Source organism: Coleofasciculus sp. E1-EBD-02, assembly GCF_040218245.1.
In the GTDB taxonomy this organism is placed as follows: domain Bacteria; phylum Cyanobacteriota; class Cyanobacteriia; order Cyanobacteriales; family Coleofasciculaceae; genus Coleofasciculus.
Window position 1 is genome coordinate 25,769 of record NZ_JAVJQN010000175.1, and the last position, 21,944, is coordinate 47,712.

The 21,944-nt window shown below is 44.5% G+C and carries 14 protein-coding genes and 1 pseudogene; 6 read left to right on the top strand and 9 right to left on the bottom strand.

Annotated features, from left to right (window positions below):
• The first annotated feature begins 26 nt into the window (after positions 1–26).
• On the top strand, positions 27–908 hold the full coding sequence (locus tag RIC07_RS27855) for a hypothetical protein (RefSeq protein WP_446397356.1): 882 nt from the start codon (positions 27–29) through the stop codon (positions 906–908).
• A 66-nt stretch (positions 909–974) separates the two neighbouring features.
• Here RIC07_RS27855 and RIC07_RS27860 read toward each other — a convergent pair whose 3' ends face one another.
• Entirely contained in the window at positions 975–2,336 is a 1,362-nt protein-coding gene (locus tag RIC07_RS27860; RefSeq protein ID WP_446397357.1) for a UDP-N-acetylmuramoyl-tripeptide--D-alanyl-D-alanine ligase, read from the bottom strand.
• A gap of 384 nt (positions 2,337–2,720) precedes the next feature.
• Here RIC07_RS27860 and RIC07_RS27865 point away from each other — a divergent pair, with 384 nt between their 5' ends.
• A complete protein-coding gene (locus RIC07_RS27865) occupies positions 2,721–3,995 on the top strand; it encodes a hypothetical protein (protein WP_446377096.1) in 1,275 nt (424 codons plus the stop codon).
• Between the two features lie 74 nt (positions 3,996–4,069).
• Here RIC07_RS27865 and RIC07_RS27870 read toward each other — a convergent pair whose 3' ends face one another.
• The 7 genes from RIC07_RS27870 to RIC07_RS27900 form a co-directional block, all read right to left on the bottom strand.
• Positions 4,070–4,903: a hypothetical protein gene (locus tag RIC07_RS27870; protein ID WP_446397358.1), complete on the bottom strand. Its 834-nt coding sequence runs from the start codon at positions 4,901–4,903 to the stop codon at positions 4,070–4,072.
• On the bottom strand, positions 4,894–6,006 hold the full coding sequence (locus RIC07_RS27875) for an AAA family ATPase (RefSeq protein ID WP_446397359.1): 1,113 nt from the start codon (positions 6,004–6,006) through the stop codon (positions 4,894–4,896). The genes RIC07_RS27870 and RIC07_RS27875 overlap by 10 nt, the downstream gene beginning before the upstream one ends.
• Before the next feature lie 69 nt (positions 6,007–6,075).
• Positions 6,076–6,678 carry an aminoacyl-tRNA hydrolase gene (gene pth / locus RIC07_RS27880; protein WP_446397360.1) on the bottom strand — a complete coding sequence of 201 codons (603 nt, stop codon included), beginning with the start codon at positions 6,676–6,678 and terminating at the stop codon, positions 6,076–6,078.
• 114 nt (positions 6,679–6,792) lie between these two features.
• Positions 6,793–6,933 (bottom strand): hypothetical protein, encoded by a 141-nt coding sequence (locus tag RIC07_RS27885; protein ID WP_446397361.1) that lies wholly within the window; start codon positions 6,931–6,933, stop codon positions 6,793–6,795.
• Between the two features lie 13 nt (positions 6,934–6,946).
• Positions 6,947–7,174, bottom strand: a complete 228-nt coding sequence (locus RIC07_RS27890) for a DUF2811 domain-containing protein (RefSeq protein WP_446376142.1) — start codon at positions 7,172–7,174, stop codon at positions 6,947–6,949.
• A 673-nt stretch (positions 7,175–7,847) separates the two neighbouring features.
• On the bottom strand, positions 7,848–9,539 hold the full coding sequence (locus RIC07_RS27895) for an HD domain-containing phosphohydrolase (RefSeq protein ID WP_446397362.1): 1,692 nt from the start codon (positions 9,537–9,539) through the stop codon (positions 7,848–7,850).
• Between the two features lie 1,179 nt (positions 9,540–10,718).
• Positions 10,719–12,248 carry a DNA phosphorothioation-associated putative methyltransferase gene (locus RIC07_RS27900; RefSeq protein WP_446397363.1) on the bottom strand — a complete coding sequence of 510 codons (1,530 nt, stop codon included), beginning with the start codon at positions 12,246–12,248 and terminating at the stop codon, positions 10,719–10,721.
• A gap of 357 nt (positions 12,249–12,605) precedes the next feature.
• Here RIC07_RS27900 and RIC07_RS27905 point away from each other — a divergent pair, with 357 nt between their 5' ends.
• From RIC07_RS27905 to RIC07_RS27920, 4 genes and pseudogenes are all read left to right on the top strand, one after another.
• A complete protein-coding gene (locus RIC07_RS27905; protein WP_446397364.1) occupies positions 12,606–15,968 on the top strand; it encodes a helicase-related protein in 3,363 nt (1,120 codons plus the stop codon).
• Positions 15,969–15,982: 14 nt separating this feature from the next.
• Positions 15,983–16,552: pseudogene (locus RIC07_RS27910) on the top strand (Uma2 family endonuclease).
• A 236-nt stretch (positions 16,553–16,788) separates the two neighbouring features.
• Positions 16,789–17,307 (top strand): restriction endonuclease subunit R, encoded by a 519-nt coding sequence (locus RIC07_RS27915; protein WP_446397365.1) that lies wholly within the window; start codon positions 16,789–16,791, stop codon positions 17,305–17,307.
• 156 nt (positions 17,308–17,463) lie between these two features.
• On the top strand, positions 17,464–21,447 hold the full coding sequence (locus RIC07_RS27920; protein WP_446397366.1) for an Eco57I restriction-modification methylase domain-containing protein: 3,984 nt from the start codon (positions 17,464–17,466) through the stop codon (positions 21,445–21,447).
• 97 nt (positions 21,448–21,544) lie between these two features.
• Here the strand turns inward: RIC07_RS27920 and RIC07_RS27925 are convergent, their stop codons facing one another.
• Positions 21,545–21,835 carry an acylphosphatase gene (locus RIC07_RS27925; protein WP_446397367.1) on the bottom strand — a complete coding sequence of 97 codons (291 nt, stop codon included), beginning with the start codon at positions 21,833–21,835 and terminating at the stop codon, positions 21,545–21,547.
• Positions 21,836–21,944 lie beyond the last annotated feature (109 nt).

Here is a 21,944-nt window from a genome sequence, read left to right on the forward strand (position 1 = left end):
TCAATGGATTGAAAGATATACCTAAAATGATGTTCATTGATGTTGTTTCTAATCCTACCGCAGGTATTGAGTTTAACTCCTTTCAAAAGGGTAATAATTACTTAAACCGTATTCGTCGTTTTATTCTTGCCAACAAAATCGGCAAGATAAAGACAAGTGATATTCAGGCTCAATCTCAAACTTCAATTTTCCAGGATATTGATTTTACCGAGACTATTCACTCACTGAAACACAACGGAATTTATCAAAACCTTAACCTCCCTGCACCGATTATCCAAGAAATCCGAGACTTGGCACTGACAAATACTTGCCATGAACCCAATAATCCTCAATTCAGTTTTCATGTCTCCGAAAAAGAAGAAGTGATGAAGCAGACTGGAAAACCATTAGTTCGGGGAATTTACAACAAGACTATAGTGTCATGTCCAGCAATCAAGAAATTAGAAACTGATTCAACATTATTAGCAATTGCTGCTACATACCTCAACGCCGAACCAATTCACCAAGATACTCAGCTTTGGTGGAGTTTTGCCGTAGAGTCAACTCTGTATGAACGACGCCAAGAGGCTCAGAGGTTTTATCGAGCCACGAATAACCCCCGTAGTTTGACCTTTTACTTTTATTTAACCGATGTGGATTTGTGCAGTAATCCTCACGTTTGTGTGCTGGAGAGTCACCGGAAGAAAAAACTTGCTTCTCGGTTTTTGCGTAAAGACCATTCACTCCGAGAAATTAGTCAGTATTATGGTTATCCGAATATAACCTCTATTTGCGGTAAAGCAGGTTTTGGATTTGTAGAAGATGCCCGTTGCTTTCGTAAAAAAAGTTCTCCCAGCAGTAGCGATCGCTTAACCTTGGAACTCAAATTTACCGCTAAACCGCGACCTAAACGCAAAACATTACCTTAACAGAAGATTAAAACTATTGCCTATTGCCTATTGCCTCTCCCCACCACCAGACTTATTCAGCAAGCTCTACTTAGACATGGACTCTCGAAACTGATGCAAAACCCGATCCAAACCCACAGAACGTGAGGCTTTGAACAGTAAGCGATCGCCAGGTTGCACAAATTCGGTTAAATGCTGTACCAAAGCGTCGTCCTCGGCAAAACCTTTGCTAGGTAATGCCGAAATTCCCCTAGTAATCGCTTCGGCTTCCCTATCCTTAAAGGTAATGAATACCGCATCTAATTGAAGTTGCTGGGCTTTCTGTCCAACTTGTTGGTGCAGTTGTTCCGAATGATTGCCTAATTCCTTCATTGAACCCAAAACAGCAATGTGTCGCTTACCCGGCGTCTGGGCGAGGAGGTGTAACGCCGCGATCATGGCTTCAAATCCAGCATTATAGGTTTCATCAAGAATCACGATATCATTAGGTAACTCATAGCGTTGCGATCGCCCCCCAGACATCTGAACCGATAATCCTTGAGTCAAGGGTGTCCAATCAATCTGGAGATGTTTCGCCACGGCTAGGGCGGCTAAATAGTTGAGGGCATTATGTTCCCCCGGTAAGGGTAATGGAAACGTGATACCATCCACCATTAGCCTAAACAGGTCAATGAGTTTTCCCTGGACATCACCACCGTTTAAACCAAACGTCAACGTTTTTCCTTGCCAAACCGTAGCCGCCGTATCCATTAACCGTTGGTTATCATGATTAAGAATCGCCACGCTTGTATCCGGCATCTGCGCCAATAACTCACATTTTGCCTTAGCGATCGCATCCTCCGATCCTAAAAGTCCAATATGCGCCGTCCCCACATTCGTAATCACGCCAATCGTCGGGCGGGCAATTTTGGTCAATAGGGCAATTTGCCCAGAACCCCGCATCGCCATTTCAATTACGGCATAATCATGGTCTGAGTCTAATTCCAGCAATGTTTTTGGCACACCAATTTCGTTATTGTAATTTGCCTGGGTTTTCAGGACATTGCCTTGAATAGACAAAACCGCCGCGATTAATTCCTTCGTCGTCGTTTTTCCAGCAGAACCCGTAACCGCAATCACCGGAATATCAAACTGATCGCGCCACCATCGAGCAAGTTGCTGATATGCCTGTAGAGTATCATCGACTTGAAGCTGGGGTATGTCCTGAAGATAGCGACCTTGGTCACGGTTGGTGATCACCGCGATCGCCCCTTTCTTAATCGCTACCTCAGCGTAGTCATGTCCATCAAAGGTTTCCCCCCGCAGCGCCAAAAAGATTTGACCGGGTTCTAGGTTACGGGTATCAGTAGTAATACCATAGACCCCATTAACCGTCATCGGCACGGACAGATTAACCGGAGTAGCCGCGAGGACTTCGATGAATTGGGTTAACGAAAGCTGACAAGGCATAGTTTCAGGGTGGTGAATACGTTTTAGCCAGTAGTGGTGGTGGGAGTAGGAGATCCACACTCATCTCCTAAACCATTTCCGACTGTTGCAACAAGTCGGGGATCTAAATCGCGTTTTATTCTATATTCACCGAATCTTCACACTTTTGCGGCATGATTTTACAGTATGATCCATACTTAGTTTAGTATGCTTGTATATAGAGATAATATAGTTTATTAGATTTAAGCAACTCTTGACCAAGCTCGTTTAGGCGGGGTAATTCATAAAATGCATCAGGGTTTTCGGTTGTTGAGATACAGGGCAAGTCAAATTTGAGCTTAGATCTGCCAAATTCCATTCAAATCAACCAGCCCACGGCGTTTGCGCGTAGGGGGGTAAACTGAAGTGAATACTAATACTTGGACAGACTCTGACATCAGACAAACTAGCTCACAAGAGCAGCAACTGTACGACCATCTCCTGTATTGCGTACAGGTAGAATCTCCGACGCAGACCCTTGAACGCTTCAAACAGCTATTCATGGACGGCTCTCGATATCCAGAGCCGGAAATCTGGATGGTCTTAGAAAAGCTGGCAATGGATAAGCAGGCGGAGCAAGAGTTCAAGTTTATCCTGAATCGTTGCTGTCACATTCTGATTAACAGCTGGCAAATACAACCGCAACACCAAAGCGCCATCCCTGAATTGGTCGCATTACTGGATAATATTCCACCTACAACCGGGGTTTACTCTCGCGGTTCTAGGCGTCTGCGACATCTGCTACAGCTTTTTAAAGAAACCGACCAATATCTTACCCTACATCGCTTATCTCAGGTGGTCGGTGAAACATCCACCAGTTCTACAGAAGTCGGACCTCTCATTCAGCGATACCCCTATCTGTACGAACACTGTTTGCTGAGTGAAGATAGCAGTTATGAACATCAACAAACCGTGCGGCAAATTCAATCCCGGCTTCAGCAGCGCTTCGAGCTAGATTTGTCAAAGTACGTGACTTATCAGGTGCGATGCGCCCAAATGAAACGTCAGGACTCGAAAGACGCTTCGACTAAAATTATCCAACCTGTCAAAAATCCCACCCTTCTAACGGATCATGAGTTGGGGACTGCCCTAAAACAGTTTGTCGGCAAAGTCCAAGGCTCTCATACGTGCCGGGATCTGGCTCAAAGTTTCCTCACCCATAGCAGCCAGACTCCTTGCTACAAAGACTTTAAGGACGATTTGTATGAGTATCTGACAGCTTCCATTAATCCAGCCTACGGAAAACGGCAGTTTAATAGCCGATTGCATGAGCATCTGAAAAATACCTTACCTCAAAGTGATAATCAGAAGCCCAGCGAATTTCTGATTTTGCGAACCTGTAGCCAGTTATTAAATTTTCTGGTTGTTGAGAGTTCTCAGCGACCGAAACATTTTGTTTTTGTCGATCTGATCACGAATTTAGGCGCAACGGTTACTACGGTGTTGCTACTTAAAATTGTGCTGCTGTGTCGTAAAGTTAAGCCCTATTTGGAAAAGCGATTCTCTATTTTGTTTAATCATTACGAGTCTTCCACGAGAGACGGTGTACCTTGGTTAATTAAGTCTCTGGAAAATTTGAATGTGGCTTTTAGTATTCATTTTGGTAGAGCTGACCTTTCCTGTCTGAGTCAAATTATGTAAATTGGTCATTGGTCATTGGTCAAAGAGTTCTTAATCAGGAAGGGTTATCGGGTAAATCGCCCAAGTATACACGACTACCCTAAAAACTCAGTCTTCTCAATCAACTGACGTAGACTTTTCCATTCTGGCAACCACTCCCATACATTTTCTAGTCGCTCAATTCGGCTGACAATCTTTTCTACAAAAACATCCTCTGGTGATGAATCAGAGGAAGCAGGGGGTTCAAAGCCCCACTCTTGTAATTTAGTTCTCATTGCGTATAGCAAATCTTTTCCAGCCAAACAGCATAAATAGTCATTAAAACGTGACCCACCACGGCGAAACTGAGGCAGTAATGTATTGAATTTAGTTTGAACATCTTCCTCGGAGATAAGGCGATCTCCCTTGTAGTCTCGGACAATTTCACCGATCTTCGTCAAACAGGCTTTTTTCCCTATCTGCTTAGGAAAGTAATGTCCTTTTCTAACTTCTTCACCCCAAAAATTCTTAAAGCGTTCGCAAGCCAAGGCTGTTCGTGCTGCTGAATAAGCAGAAATTCTGTCTGCTGCCTCGTCTAGAGCATTCTGATATTCCTGGCGTGAAGGCGCTTTTTTTAAGGCTCTTTGTACAACTGCTGGGTCAATTAAATAGTTTTCAATCTCTTTTCTTTCCCATGACCAGCCAACCCACACCTGATCATACGTACATCGCACAGGTTCATCAAATTTTTGCCAATCCCGACAATCAAAATCACGGTCAACCAGACAAGCTAAATTAGGGTTTCTGCGCCGATCTGCAATAATACTGCTGAAAAAGCTTGACGTTTTTCCTCCCAGAGGACGAATATCACTTATGGGCAGCAGTTGACGAATGACGCGAATATCAATGCTTTTAGCATTCCCCTCACAGTAGAGAACAGTTACAGACATAGCTTTCCTCCTGCTAGTCGGTAGGTTTCATGTTCTCCAACAATATTGCTTACCGAGTCTGAGTGAGTTGTAATAATAAACTGACACGTAGGCTCAATTTTCATAAGTTGAGACACAAAATATTGAGCCGCAGGAGGATGTAAATTCAGGTCAACTTCATCAATTAAGACAACGGAATAAGCAATTTGTTGTCTCACAAATTCATACAACATAGGAAAGATCGACTGTTCTCCAGCTGACATTTCAGCAATGTCATAGGTTCTGTATCCATCGTTGAGCAAGAAATAAGTCTCTTCTTCGGTGGGAGAGTCTAAACTCGGACGCTGTTCTAACCCAAAAAACGATCGCTCTGGGAATACCTTTCTATACAATCTTTCTAAATGTAAGAGATAGCTAGTTGAATAATCCCCTTTAGCAGATTGTTTTTTGCGATACCAATCAACTAAATACTGTCGCAACTGCCCTACTCCTACTTCAAATGATGTTTCGCTACTGCGTTTTTTGAGGTTGTCTGCGCTACTATCTCCTTTGAAATTTGAGCCTAAGTTACGAAACTGATCGAACCAAAAAATACCTGGAAGTTTTGAGAAATAATGTCGGACAGATTGATCGTTCCTTTTGTTGATAAACCATTGAGCATAATATCTGCCCCTAAACTGAAGGCGCTCGGCAGGAGTATCCCCAGCTTTCCAATAATCACCAGTTAAGACTAGGTTAACTCTCTGGCTATCTCCAGGTTCAACAAAGTCGTGCATTTCTTTAAATTCTGGCGGTTGAGCCTTGTACCATTTGTCAGCCAGTTCACGAGTCGCGTCTAGTTCTTTTTGTTCAAACACAACCTGCATCTCAATTCTGGGATCTCCCCATCTCCAGTAGCGACCGGGAAGAAAACCAATCCAGTCGAAATCAGAGATATCCTGAATCCGACCTGTTGCGAATGCTAATGGAAGCGCGATCGCCTGTAATAGAGTTGTTTTACCCGTACCGTTATCACCCAAGATAAGATAGCGATCGCTAACTTCATCCAAAATCCCATTTTTGAAGTAAATCTCTAGTTGATCAAACCGCTTGAAGTTTTGGATATGAATTGACTCGACTTTCACTCAATCATCCCCTAGTACATAAAGTATGAGTAGCTAAGGGTATCTTAGCCCAGGATGTCTAGGAGCGCCTTAAGGAATTATCCGGCTGTTGTAGAGGCTCATTGCCTTTTCAACTCCTTCCTTTAGTGAGAGTTCTATGGCGTCAACGGCGAGTTGGAGAACTTCGGTGATGATCTTAGATTCGTCAGGAGAGAATTTGCCCAAAACGTGACCGACGGTGTTCTTTTCTGGGTCAGACTTGCCAATTCCAATGCGTAGGCGGGGGAAACTTTGGGTTCCTAGATGAGCGATCGCGGATTTCATGCCGTTGTGTCCTCCCGCAGAACCTGACAGGCGTATACGTAGCCGCCCCACGGGTAAATCAAGCTCATCATAGACTATCAAAACGGATTCTGGGGGAATCTTATACCAATCTATCGCGGCACGAATCGCTTGCCCAGAACGATTCATGTAGGTCAGGGGTTTGAGTAAACGTAGTTTGTCACCCGTTAAGCTACGTCCTTCTGCCAACAACGCTTGGAAGCGACGATTTTCGCTCCAAGAGATTTGCACCCGACGGGCTAGCTCATCGACGACTTCAAAACCAATGTTATGACGGGTTTTGTCATATTTTGGTTCGGGATTACCCAAACCTACAATTAGTTGAGGAATCACTAAACTGTCATTCGTCATTTGTCATTTGTCATTTGTCATTCGTCATTTGTCATTTGTCATTTGTCATTTGTTAGGGAACAGGGAACAGGGAACAGGGAACAGGGAACAGGGAACAGGGAACAGCTTATGATCTTATGTCATTGGTGAGTAGAGAAATTCTCCCTTGTCCTCCCCAGCTTCCCCATCTCCCCCAGCTCCCCCAGCTTCCCCATCTCCCCCAGCTCCCCCAGCTTCCCCATCTCCCCCAGCTCCCCCAGCTCCCCTGCTCTCCATCTCACTACTTCACTCAGGCAGGAGGAGACTGAAATAGGGATTCTAGGTAGACACGAGCGCAAGCCCGATAGGTCTGGGAGGCTTCGGGTGTCTTACCACTCCCATTTTGGAGCAAAAACAGCGATAGCGCTGCGGCAAAAACCCGATCTTGATCCCAAGTGGGATGGGTTTCTAAGTAGCGTTTGAGGGACTCGTGTAGGTCTTCAGGGATTTCTGCCAAAATGCTGACGGTTGCGTTCATAGTTACCTCTCTATCGAATAGCGTGTTGGGACAAAAGCCACCTTGCTCGCTCTCTACATGTCTGTGGAAATCGGCTAATGTAGCTAAAACCTAGCGGCAAATAGACTTAGACACAGCACCCACTGCTCTTATTGCTTTTGCTTGTCTCAAGTTTTTTTTATGGGTAGGTCGCACTATTCTCAACTGAGATGGGGTGGGGTTGTCAATGATACGAAATATTACAAGGTCACTCAAATTGCCAAAATGCTAACGATAGAATCAGCCTTTGAACCCAATTTTCGTTACATAAGTTTACACAAATTCAGTCTAGTATCGCCTCCATATCCTTGATGGGGAAAATCCCCAACATGAGGGGATAGGCTCGATCCCGCCGTTCATCCCTGTGGAAAACCTGATGTAATTTGTGGAAAACTTGGAAATTTCATGTGGAAACACTGGGGAATCTAGTGGGGAAAACTAGGTGAAAAGATAAGAATTGCAAATTGTTTGATCGGGGACGGATCAATACAAGGATCAATACTACTCGGATCAGCTTTAGGGCGTCGATCCAGCCCCCACAGTTGACACTCAAAAGAAGTAGAGACGTGACCGATCACGTCTCTACTTGCGGGTCTGCGGGTCTTGTTCCCCGTGGTTCCCCTGCTTCCCCGCACCTCTCTGGAATTTCCAGGGGTCAAGCCACAGAGTCAATGTTGAGGGAATGACCCAATACGCTAAAAACCTGGCGTTGCTCAAATAACTCCACTAAGTCGCCGTTAATTTTATTTTTGGTGGCTTCTTGGCGAAGGATTTTCAGTGCTGTTTCCAGAGGTAGTCGCCGCTTGTAGGGGCGATCGCTGGCGGTGAGAGCGTCATAGATGTCGGCAACGGTGAGCATTTGGGTTTGGATGGGAATTTCATCTTGCTTTAAGCCCCTGGGGTAGCCACTGCCATCTAGTTTCTCGTGATGTCCAAACGCAATTATCGGAACATTTTTGAGGTGCTTTGTCCAGGGAATGCGTTGGAGAAAATGGTAAGTGTGAGTAACATGAGATTCAATGCCCAGACGCTCTTCAGGGGTCAAATTTCCTTTTGGCACAAGCAATTGAACCATCTCAGCCTTGGTAATCAGGGGTTTGATTTGACCATCCACATCTCGATAGGTGTATTGGGACAGGGCGGTCAGTTGAGTTAATGTTTCCTCTGTAAATGCCTGAAAATCGCGAGTGAGCAGTACTTCTGGCTGATTGAGTTGTTGCACAAATTCCCGATAATGCTTGATTGTTTCAATGGCTTGAGCCAGTTGGGTATCAAGCTGTTCCAGTTTTTGGCAGTGAGGGCAGCTCGAAGTTGAGGTGTTATTGTCATGGCGATGGCCAGGATGTTCGAGTAAATACTTGAACTTGTTGTGAGCGCATTCCATTTCTAGAGTGCGTTGTGCTAGGGCAAAGCGATGGAGAATCACCTCTAGCTGTGAGGGATAGAGTTTCTTGCGCTTGCCCAAAATGGCTTCTGGGACACCCACTTTGCCAAAGTCATGTAATAATGCCGCATAGCGAAGTTCTCGGATTTGGCGATCGTTCAAATACACGGAACTCAGAGAACCCTTGGTGATTGCCGATGTTTCTTCACAGAGTCGCACGGTGAGTTCTGCCACCCGTTCCGAGTGACCAGAGGTTGTCGGGTCGCGTGTCTCAATAATTTGCACAGAGGCTCTGACAAAGCCCTCAAACAGATTTTCGATGCTTTCTTGGAGATGATGGCGTTCAATGGAAATCGCCGCCTGAGACGCCAGCGATCGCACAATCCGCTCTTCCCAGTCTGAATAGGGCTGGGTCACGTCCACAGCGTTTTGGGGTGTGAGCATGACATCAGGGCGGCGCTTGCGATTAATCAGTTGTAATACGCCAATAATTTCCCCGTCAGGTTTTTGCATCGGCAAAACTAATACCGAACAAGTCCGATAGGGCATATTCGTGTCAAAACTGCGGTCAAGGGCGTAAGGCACATTGGCGGGCAATTGATACGCATCTGCCAACTTTAAACTTTCACCCGTTAGCGCGACGTACCCCGCTAAACTTTTACGGTTGAGAGGCATTACGAACTCGTTGAATGGCTTGTTGGGCAACGAGTCATTCTGTGCCACCTTAAATAACAATTTCGGCTCTGCCTGAGTGTGATCGATCAGATACAGACTACCTGCATCACTAAACGTAATTTCCCTGCTTTTGGATAAAATTAGTCGGAGTAATTCCTCCAAATCATTACTACTTGAAAGGGCTGTACCAATTGCCAGTAACTGCTCTATCAGTTCTACCCTTTCAGAGGATTCTTGTAAAAACTCTTGATTCTCAAGGTTTGAGATATGGATTGGCGCTACTTTCATAAGTTTTTCCACAGATATAAAGGATCACATTTTAATGGCTTTTCGTGACTTCAATTCCTTGACCCGCAAAGCATTGGATTACTCCTTTGATAGGGATAGATTCTTTTCTATTCAAATATTAAATTGAATGAAAGTATCAAAGATCTAGTATACCCACTAAATTTACCAAAGGAATCCGCCAAATATTGTATTTTTTCGATAAAGCGGCGCTTTATTTTTCTCTGAATAAAGAAAAATTTACCTTGTTTCTGTATAGTGTCATTGGAGAATGGCATTATTTTTTAGGCGTATTTTAAATTAATTTATAAAAAACTCTGTCAAATTAAACTTGATTCTATTTTTTAATTTTTTGGTAACGATTAAACCTTCAATAATTAACCAGACAACAAACATAATGGATGAATATTCTTATCTATTAAATGCTTATGTGGCTAACCTCCATAGCTAGGCTATGGGCGGGGTAGTTGATGGCTCCGTATACTCAGTCATCGGCATCAATAAAATGCCGCTTAATCCCCTTATTCAAGGGTTCTGGCAAAAACTCCGGACATTTAGGCAAAATTGTTAACCACCCTTGATATTAAGTCCGGTTGAATACTTACACTTTGTACACTTTGGTGGAAACAAGGCAGAGGGCAGAAGGAAATAATTACTGTTTAGGCGGACATGATATGGACAATCAACCCAAAAGAAAATCCCCTGGTCAGTGGTTAAACTGCCAGGGGTATCAAACTCCCAATGTATTTTTCGGTCTCAATCTAGAGCCTACTGGTTTCACCGACTAAATGAGATCCGTAAATTCTGGGATCTTTGTCCAAGTCCAGTTTGATAATTCCTTAATTTCCCGGATTCTGTTGGTTTCCCAAAATCGTTATCGTATAAAGGCAACGAAAAAATGCAAGCTCTCAGTTGTAGATGGCAATCCCTGGTGGTATTCTCCGACTGCCAGGGGTTTTCTTTATCCCTTCCGCCTAAAGGTTAGGACGTTCTTGATGGCTTAAATGAACACGTATAGCGCTACGCGCTAGGCAATAGGCAATGGGCAATAGTATTGTTCTCCCCCAGCTCCCCCAGCTCCCCCAGCTCCCCCAGCTCCCCCAGCTCCCCCAGCTCCCCCAGCTCCCCCAGCTCCCCCAGCTCCCCCTGCTCCCCCAGCTCCCCCTGCTTCCCCTGCTTCTCTTAAACCTGGCGTTTCGTCCGTTGACGGTGTGCCGCTTGGCGTAGTTTAAGGCGGTAAGGATCAGCATCTTTGCGCCAGATGACGCGATGTCCTTGGAGTTGAGCGCAATGGTCAATCAAACATTGTTGCCAGCCTTTGCGCGTACCAATCGTTTGGGTATTATCCAGCAGTCCCCAGTCTTCTTCCTGACGAGTGAGTTTGGCAAATTTTTCGTACAGGGGATAATCTGGAGTGACGAAGGTTTCTTTACGGTGTAAGACAGGGGGATTTCTGGAGGCATCGTAATGGCGATAGGCAACCTGTAAATCCTGCAAGTCAATGTTCATGCTTGTGTGTAGTTCTGGATGGGGTTCAGTGTCGAAATTGGGATAGAACAGGTAGGATATTTTAGGTTGATTAATATGAAACTTGACTAAGGTTGCCCCCTCTAGGCGACCAACAGTCCGGCTGGCGCACCCTTCGTAGAGTCGGAGTGGGGCTTCGAGGGCTTCGAGTGCCGAAACGTGGACGTAGAGGGCGCTGGGAAGAAGTTTACCCACTGGAGAGCGCTTGCAGCAATTGGCAATTAAGCCGGGATTGCCCACACTCAAAAGGATTAAATCAGCCGCAGCACAGGCTTGTTGATAGTTGCCAAAGAAGGCTCTAATATCATTTTGGACTAAGGGATCTAATTGACCAAACTTGGGGCGACCATTGAATTTAGCCAAGGCGAGATAGACGAGGAAATCATGGCGACGTTTATCTGCGATCGCATCCCATTCGTTTTGCTCAGTCACTTGTAAAATAACCTTAAAGGCACGGCGTAGGGTGCCGAATTCTTCCAGGATTTCTTCAGTATTGGCGAGTTCCAGGGGACTGGGAAGGCGTCCCCGTTCAGTGACAAATGCCATCAGAGGGGCAAGCATATCTTTGTAGTCCTCGAACCGCTTCACACTGAGGCGGATTCTGGGGATAATGGTACGAGAGCGGAAGCGGGATGCCCGGAAGCTTTCGGCTTGAGTGGAATCTCGGAAGATAAAATAGATGCCCAAGTCAACGGGAATGGCATCAACCCCTAATACTTGGTCAATATAGGCTTTGAGTTCTTCTTGTTCGTAGTATTTCTGAAACGTATTCCGGCGGGTGACAATACCATCGCCATAAGCAATTTGCCCAGAATTACGGTCATCAATTAAAACTTGGGCAGAGACAATCAGCACCTTTTGGGTAAGTTCCCAGGCTTTTAGTAAGGCTTGGCGACGTTCTCCTGGCTTTTCAATCACATTGATGACATAGCCCAAGTTAACGATATCTGAGGGGACGAGGGAATTGCCGCCATGGTAGTAGGGGTCCCAACCAGCACAGGTATAATCTTGCCGACGCAGACGATTGATGTCACTACCACGACCACAGCCGTAGTCAAAAAAGGAAGTATCTTTAGTCAGAATTGCACTTTCTAAGGCTAGTCGCACTGGCTTCGACAAGTTAGTGCGGACTATTGCAGCCCTGTGACGCTCGATTTCAGTACCGTCTGGGATAGGAGCAACCATAGCTGAGTCAGCGAGCTTTTTGACTAATATACTGGTAAATCTCCGTGAGCGCTACTCTTTATAACAGGAGTTGAGTCTAGTCAAAGTGAGATAAGAGAGATGCGTGAGCGAGTATGGAGAGGGAAAGCGCAAAACGGGTAGAGTGTAAGCGTTATCCAACAGGTTTTCCCATGCGATCGCATTTCCTGGTTTTTCGGTAAACTCAAAGGTATTCCGCCCCTCATCATCACCCAGCTATGACCACAGTGACGATTGTTTGAGTTAGCGGACGTTTAAAATAAATGTGACGAATCCAACGTTAATGACAAATAAGAAATGACAAATGACAAATGACAAATGACAAATGACAAATGACAAATGCCACGCATCTTTGACAACATAGAACAATCGCTATTACCGACATTACGGGATACCCTGCAAATTTCCCAACGGGCTGACTTTTGTGTCGGCTATTTTAATCTGAGAGGGTGGCGTAAAATTGATGATACGATTGAACAGTTTGGCGGTGGCGAAGACGCTTGTTGTCGGCTGTTAATTGGGATGCAGCGCTTACCGAAGGATGATGTGCATTCGGCGTTGGCGTTGGGGTGTGAGGATAGAGGGATTGACAATAGCACAATTATTCGCTATAGAAAACAGATTGCCCAGGACTTTTGTGAACAATTAACTTGGGGCGCACCCACGAATGAGGATGAAGCGGGCTTACGCCGATTGAGTCAGCAACTGAAAACCCAGAAAGTTATTGTTAAATTATTTCTGAGATATCCGCTTCATGCCAAATTGTATCTGATTCATCGCCGGGATATTAATAATCCCACGATTGGTGTTTTGGGTAGCAGTAACCTGACGTTATCGGGGTTACAATACCAGGGCGAGTTAAATGTTGATATTTTAGACCATGATGCTTGTCAAAAGCTACAACTCTGGTTTAATCAGCGTTGGGATGACCGCTGGTGTATTGATATTTCCCAAGATTTGGTGGAAATTCTTGATCAGAGTTGGGCAAGAGATACGTTAATTCCGCCTTACTATATTTATCTGAAGATTGCCTATCATTTATCTCAAGAAGCCAGGGCGGGGTTATCGGAATATCAGATTCCCCGTGAGTTTCGCCATCAGTTATTTGACTTTCAAAAAGCCGCTGTACAAATTGCTGCCCGTCATTTAAACCGTCGGGGTGGGGTATTGGTGGGAGATGTTGTAGGGTTGGGGAAAACATTAATTGCTTCAGCGTTGGCGAAGATTTTGGAAGAGGATTTTTTCTTAGAAACTCTGATTATTTGTCCCAAAAACTTGGTGACAATGTGGCAGGACTATGTTCACCGCTACGGGTTACGGGCAAAAGTCCTGTCCTTAAGTCGGGTGCAGATAGAGTTGCCCAACGAACGCCGTTATCGGGTGGTATTAATTGACGAGAGTCATAACTTGCGGAATCGAGAGGGGAAGCGGTATCGGGCAATTCAGGAATATATTGCCCTGAATGAGAGTCGCTGTATTCTGTTGACGGCGACACCTTATAATAAAACCTATTTGGATTTATCCAATCAACTGCGTCTATTTGTTCCTGATGATCAGGATTTAGGGATTCGTCCCGAAAAACTGTTGAGTGAGTTGGGCGGAGAAATCGAATTCAGCCGCAAACATCAAGCCCCCGTGCGTTCATTAGCGGCGTTTGAAAAGAGTGACTATCCCGATGATTGGCGAGAATTGATGCGGCTGTATATGGTGCGTCGAACGCGCAGTTTTATTCAGGAAAATTATACGAAAGATGATGAACAAGGAGGAAAATACCTTAAGTTTCCCGATGGAAGACGGGCATATTTTCCCCTGCGCCAACCGCAGACGATTAAGTTTAACTTGGGTGCGGGGAATGATCCCTATGCGGCGCTTTATTCAGAGGAGATGGTTAATCTGCTGAATTCCCTAAATTTGCCTCGATATGGATTGGGGAATTATGCGATATCAGAAAAGTCAGCTAAGGGGAAATCCTTAACCGCAGCGGAAGCGGTACAGCTAAAAGGGTTATCTCGCGCCGGGAAACGATTGATGGGATTTTGTCGGACTAACTTATTTAAACGCTTAGAAAGTGGTGGGGTAGCCTTCCTGCAATCCATTGACCGCCATATCTTACGCAATTATATTTTTTTGCACGCGATCGCACAAGGCTTACCGTTACCCATTGGTTCCCAAGAGGCGGCGCTGCTGGATACTCGCACCAATGATGAGGATATGGATTCGGTGGCGGGAACGTTACTGGATTTCGATGATGAGGAGGAAGTCACCGGGGAAGAATTATTATCTCAAACCGAGATAGACTATCGCCAACGGGCGGCGCTGATTTATCATGAGTATTCGACTCGGTATCAGGGGCGGTTTAAGTGGCTGCGTCCGCAGTTATTTAAGGCTTCGCTGAAAAAAGATTTACTCGCTGATGCGAAAGCCTTAATCAGTCTGCTGAATCAATGTGGGGAATGGGATGCGAATCAAGACCCCAAATTGGCGGCGTTAGTTCAGCTAATCGGTGAGGTTCATCCCCAAGAAAAGGTGTTGATTTTTAGTCAGTTTGCGGACACGGTACATTATCTGACTGACCAACTCCAGCAACGGGGAATTGATAAGGTTGCAGGGGTTACCGGGAATTCTGCTAACCCGGCTGAAATCGCGTGGCGGTTTAGTCCCGTGAGTAACGATAAGTCCGTCTCCTCTGAGGAGGAATTACGGGTTTTAATTGCCACCGATGTCCTGAGTGAAGGGTTAAACCTGCAAGACTGCGCCATTATTGTCAATTATGACTTACCTTGGGCAATTATTCGCCTGATTCAACGGGCGGGACGGGTAGACCGAATTGGTCAAACGGCGGCGAAAATTCTTTGCTATTCGTTTTTACCCGCAGCGGGAGTGGAACGGATTATTCGACTCCGAGAACGCTTGCGTCAACGACTGCAAGAAAATGCGGAAGTGGTGGGAACCGATGAGGCGTTTTTTGAAGAAGATACCAATGAACAGACGCTATTAGATTTGTATCACGAAAAGTCTGGGATTCTTGATGGCGATGAAGATAACGAAGTAGATTTGACGTCGGAGGCGTATCAAATTTGGCAGAATGCGACTCAGAATAATCCCACGCTGAAAAAGAAGATTGAAACCTTGGCAAATGTGGTCTATTCCACCCGCAAGCATCTCCCGACGACCAGCCAACCGGAGGGAGTATTGCTATATATGAAAACGGGCGAAGGAAATGATGCCCTAGCTTGGATAAATAAGCAGGGTAAGAGTGTTACCCAGTCACAGTTTGAGATTCTGAGAATGGCACGCTGCGAACCGGAAACTCAGGCAATTGACCGTCATCCTTCCCATCATGATTTAGTCCAAAAGGGGGCGGAACTAATTGCGGAGGAAGAGAAAAGTACCGGGGGTCAATTGGGACGTCCTTCGGGGGCAAGATTTCGTACCTATACACGGCTGAAACGGTATGTTAACGAGATGCCTTTGTTAGCGACGCCAGATTTACATAAAGCAATTGACCAAATTTATCGTTATCCCTTGCGACAGTCAGCGATTGACCGCTTGAATCGGTCGTTGAAAAGTGGGATGGATGACCAACAGTTTGCTGAGTTAGTTGTGGCGCTGTATTTAGATGACCGTTTGTGTTTTGTTCAGGAGGAAGGGAGAACTCAAGACCCGGAAATTATTTGTTCGTTAGGATTATTTCAAGGATAAGCTAGGGAATCATGATGACATCACTCACTATTCCAGAAACCCAATTAACCCTCGTCGAGTTTTTGGCACAACCGGAAACCAAGCCAGCCAGGGAATATGTCAACGGTAAAATTCACCAAAAGCCCATGCCTCAAGGAGAACATAGTGTTTTACAAGGTAGTTTAGTCACGGCTATTAATCAAGTAGCGATATCCGATAAGTTAGCCTATACCTTTCCCGAATTACGCTGTACCTTCGGTGGACGTTCGATTGTTCCCGATGTATCTGTTTTTACCTGGCAGCGTATTCCGCGTAAAGCTAATAACCGGATTGAGAATAAATTTAAAATTGCCCCAGATTGAACAATTGAAATTCTCTCTCCTGACCAATCCCCTAGTCGAGTAATTGATAATATTCTGTTCTGTTTAAATCATGGAACTCAGCTAGGATGGTTTATTGAACCGGATGATGAATCGGTTATGGTCTTTCAACCGAATCAGTTACCTGTTGTCAAGTATAAGACAGATAGTTTACCTATTCTTGATAGTTTAGGCGATTGGCAGCTTACGGTGGCGGATGTATTTAGTTGGTTGAATTTGGATTAAAATTGTGTAGGGGTGTACGCTCCGTGCGCCCAAGTATTTATGGCTTTCTAAGTTACCGTATAACGTAGAATTTCATCAACCACAGCGGTACATAAAACACAGAGGAAAGAGGAACAAACACAAAGATAAGGGCGCACGTCGGTGTATAAAGATAAGGGCGCACGTCGGTGTATAAAGATAAGGGCGCACGTCGGTGCGCCCCTACAACTTACAAACCTGTATCTTTTTGTGAGAATATGGTTCAAACAATTCAAGCTAGAGATGTCACGCTAGGACAATTAGAAACCCACTTCCAGCTTCAACGAGTTGAGGATGAACAGTTCTTCCCAGAATGGCATGGTGATTTACCCGAACTTACCGACTGGCAAAACCAACTCTTAGAACAAGTCCGTTCGGGCTATTTCAATTTACTCAAACAACCCCCTTTACTCGAAAAACCTATCAACCTCCCCGTTGTCTCCCCGTTATTATTTATCGGACAATTTTATCTATCGCCTTGGAATTTAAGAGCCGAGAGTAGTGTCCAAATCTCAGCTCAAGACGAAGAACGCGGAATTATTGTTAAAGGGAATCTTGACACTTTGATGATTACGACTGGGGGAAGTTTTCTTTTCCTGAAAGTTGTCAAAGACACTACCCCTCTGTATGCTATGTCTGATTTGTTTGGAATTGGCAATCGCCAAAATGGTTTGGGTGATGTCCTCAAAATCTTAAAGAAACTGATTTATTTATCTATTTCTGCTAATTTGGAATAGATAGTGGTACCTCGATAAGGGCGCACGTCAATCCAAGGGCGCACGTCGGTGCGCCCCTACGCCAAAATGTGTCACGCCGATTGTCAGCGCTTAAGTGTTTAGGGCGAAGACAGCGCAACTACAAACCTGTATCCTGATTTTTAGGAGATATGAATTATGCCCCTCAATTTTCAGCGCACCCGTGATTTACTTTATGATTTCCAGTTTCATGAGTTATTTATTGAAGAATTAGGCTGGTATCAACCCTCCACGAAGAAAGCGGTATCTTTGGAGATTGAGGATAAAAGCTATCAGTATCAACGGATTGCGGAAGCGTCTGGGGTGGTGGTGTTTGAAGTGACGGGAGAGGATGGTACGATTCCTGAAGCAAAACATCGGGTGGCGATTCATCAGGAATTGACGGAAAAAATTGCCGAAAATTTGTTGATTTTTGTGGATAATGAGCGCAGCCGTAGTCTGTGGTATTGGGTGAAGCGGGAGGAGTCAAAGCGTTATGTGCGTGATCATTTATATGTGAAGGGTCAACCGGGGGATTTGTTTTTGAGTAAGTTGGGTGGGTTAGTGATTGATATTTCCCACCTGGAAGCGGGTGAACCCTCGGTGATTGAAGTCGCCCAACGGTTACAAAGTGCTTTTGATATTGAACGGGTTACGAAGAAGTTTTATAAGGCGTTTCAGGAACAACATCAGGAGTTTCTTCGGTTTATCCAAGGGATTGATAGCGAAGGGGATTGTCGCTGGTATACGTCAGTTATTCTGAATCGCTTAATGTTTGTTTACTTCTTACAGAAAAAGGGTTTTATTGATAATGGTGATTTCGATTATCTGCACAATAAGTTAGCCGAGAGTAAGCAGCGGGGAGAGAACCGCTTTTTTCGGGAGTTTCTCCAGGCGCTATTTTTTGAAGGCTTTGCTAAACCGGAATTTGAACGGGAATCGGAGGTGCAACGGTTAATTGGGCGGGTAAACTATTTAAATGGGGGATTATTTCTTAAGCATCGGATTGAGCAAGAGTATCCGCATATTGCTATAGCAGATGAGGCGTTTGAGCAGATTTTGGATTTGTTTTCTCGCTATTCCTGGAATCTGGATGATACCCCTGGGGGTAAGGATGATGAGATTAACCCGGATGTGTTGGGGTATATCTTTGAGAAGTATATTAACCAGAAGGCGTTTGGGGCGTATTATACCCGCCCGGAGATTACCGAGTATTTATGCGATCGCACGATTAATAAGCTTATTTTAGATCGGGTGAATGCATCGATTCTAGGGGATTCCTCTCAACCCGCCTGTAACCAGGGGGAGAGGTTTGCGGATATCAACGAACTACTGATTAAGCTTGACTCCCCGTTGTGCGATCGCTTAATCCACGATATCCTTCCTAATCTATCACTCCTTGACCCTGCTTGCGGTTCTGGAGCCTTCCTCGTCGCGGCGATGAAGACGCTTATCTCAGTCTACACGGCGGTTATCGGCACTATCAAGTTAAAGGGCGATCGGCGTTTGAAAGCGTGGTTAAATAAGATTGAGGAAAATCATCCCTCATTATCTTATTTTGTCAAAAAGCGGATTATTACCGATAACCTCTATGGCGTAGATATCATGGAGGAGGCGACGGAAATTGCTAAATTACGGTTATTTTTGGCGCTGGTTTCTTCCGCCCAAGAGGTTGAGGAGTTAGAACCTTTACCGAATATTGATTTTAACATCATGGTGGGGAATTCGTTAATCGGATTGATTCGGGTGGATGAGGAAGGATTTGATACGGTTGGCGATTCCAAATATAAACAGGGAAATTTACTGCAATCTCTAGCCGCCAATAGTTATCGGCAGATTTTGGACGAAAAGAACCAAAATATAGACTTATACAAACAACACGCTTTTCAGTCAGAAGATATTGAAGAAACCTCTCAGGATTATCGATTACAAGCGCTGCGGAATGAGATTGACAAGCTAAACCGTGATTCGTACAAGAAGTTAAATCAGTTATTGCTGGATGAGTTTAGTAAAAGACTTGGCATCAAGTACGCGCAAGCACAGTTGAAAGGGAAACCAAAGAAACGTTTACTCACTGTTGAAGATATTGATAAGTTAAAGCCGTTTCACTGGGGCTATCACTTTGACAAGATTATTGAAGAAAGAGGCGGGTTTGATGCGATTATCACAAATCCACCGTGGGAAACCTTTCAACCCGATGCTAAAGAGTTTTTTGCCGAATACAGCAATACCATATCTAAGAAAAAAATGTCTCTTAAACATTTCAAGGTAGAGGTGGAACGTCTATTGCTTGATAAAACTATTGCCAATGCTTGGTTAAACTATCAGAGTAAATTTAGCCACCCAAGAGAATATTTCAGATTTGCTGAACAGTACCAGAATCAAGTTCCCATTATAAACGGTAAACGACACGGCAAAGACGTTAATCTGTATAAGCTATTTATAGAGCAATGTTTTAATCTCCTGCAACCTCAAGGAGAATGTGGGATTGTTGTCCCTAGTGGTATTTATACAGACTTAGGTGCAAAAAAGCTACGAGAGTTACTTTTTAATCAAACTCAAATTACTGGCTTATTTGGCTTTGAAAATCGCAAGGCAATATTTGAAGGAGTTGATAGTCGCTTCAAGTTTGTTATCTTAACGTTTGAGAAAAATGGCATAACTCAAAGCTTCCCAGCAAAATTTATGCGTCATGACGTACAAGAGCTTGAGCGTTTTCCCGGTAATAACAGTTTACACATTAGTGTTTATTTAGTGCGTCAACTTTCTCCAGACTCTCTTTCTGTAATGGAGTTTAAAGAGGAAATTGATTTCCATATTGCAGAGAAAATGGTGAACTTTCCGTTACTGGGTGAAAGAATTAAGCAAAAATGGAATTTAGAGTTACATCGCGAATTTAATATGACTGATGATGCGGATCTATTTCAGCCCAAATCAGGGGCAGAAATGATGCCACTCTATGAAGGTAAAATTATTCATCAGTTTACCCATCAACACACTGAAACTCGGTATTGGATTAATGAGATAGACGGTAGAACTGCATTGCTCAAGCGTGGCGAAATAGACCAAGGCCAAAAGATGGATTACCAGTCTTACCGTTTATGTTATAGAGATGTAGCACGAAATACGGATATTCGGACTCTAATTGCATCTATTATTCCTAAAAATGCCTTCACCGTCAATACTCTTGTCACAGCAAATCCTTGGGATAATTCAGAGGAAATGCTAGTTGCTGTTTCTTTGTTAAATAGCTTTGTCTGTGACTTTATCATCCGCCAAAAAGTTACAGCACATTGCAATATGTTCTACGTCTACCAACTCCCTGTCCCCCGCCTCACAGAAGGCGAACCCTACTTTAACGAAATCGTCGAACGCGCCGCCAAACTCATCTGCACCACTCCAGAATTCGATGATTTAGCCCAAGAAGTCGGACTCGGTTCCCATAAAAACGGCGTCACTGATGAAACCGAACGCGCCAAACTTCGCGCTGAACTCGATGGTATGATTGCCCACCTCTATAACTTAACCGAAGCTGAATTTAAACACATTCTCAGTACCTTTCCCATCGTTCCCGAAGAAACCAAACAAGCCGCCCTAGACGCCTACAAAACCTTCACCCCCCTAACTGGTGACGCAGAAATTATTGACCTCATCAACCAAGGCGAAAGCGCCGAATTAGAATTCAAATCCTCCGCCCGTTGGGATATGCGGGAAAATAAGAAAAATAAGGTGATGGAACAGGTTATCCTAAAAACCGTTGCTGCTTTCTTAAACGCCCATCACGGTGGAACCTTATTAATCGGCGTCAAGGATGAAGGCAAAATCATTGGCTTAAATCACGACTACTCAACCGTACAAAAGAAAAACCGCGACGGCTATGAACTCTTTTTAACCAACGACTTACTGCTAAAAGAACTCGGTAAAGACATCGCCCCCTACATTCATATCACCTTCCACGAAATCGAAGGTAAAGACATTTGTCGGATTAGCCTTGACCCTTCCCCGCGTCCCGTCTATGTCAAACTCAAAGACGCTAAAAGCGGTCAAACCAAAGAATGTCTATTTATCCGCACGGGAAATTTAACCAGCCAACTCGATACTCCTAGCGAGATTCTCAATTATTGCCAAAATCGCTGGAATTAATATAGCATTTCTAAATCGGGTGAGGTACATGGTAAAGGGCGCAAGCCTTGCGCCCCTACAATACAATATGATCTCTATTTCCTAAACAATGAACAAGTCACCGCCTCGTCTCAAATCCGCTCAACCCTTCCGGTTCCTCATACTCCACCGCCACATCTTTCACCACAGCAGCAGAAGGACCATGATGACACCAATTAATCATTTCCTCAACTCCTGATTTATCCCCTTCAAACACCGCTTCAACTCGACCATCGGACAAATTTCGCACCCAACCATTTACACCCCATCGACGGGCTTCACTGACGGTTGAAAGACGATAGCCAACGCCTTGAACTTGTCCAGAAATGAAAACGTGGGCGCGGATTTTTTCCTGTGATTGATTCGGCATTTTATTTTAACTTCGGTTGAATACTTACAGAAAAACAAGGCATAAGGTAAGCTATTCGGCATTTAAACCTTAATGTCAATAATGGCAAAATCCTTGTATGTAGTGCGAG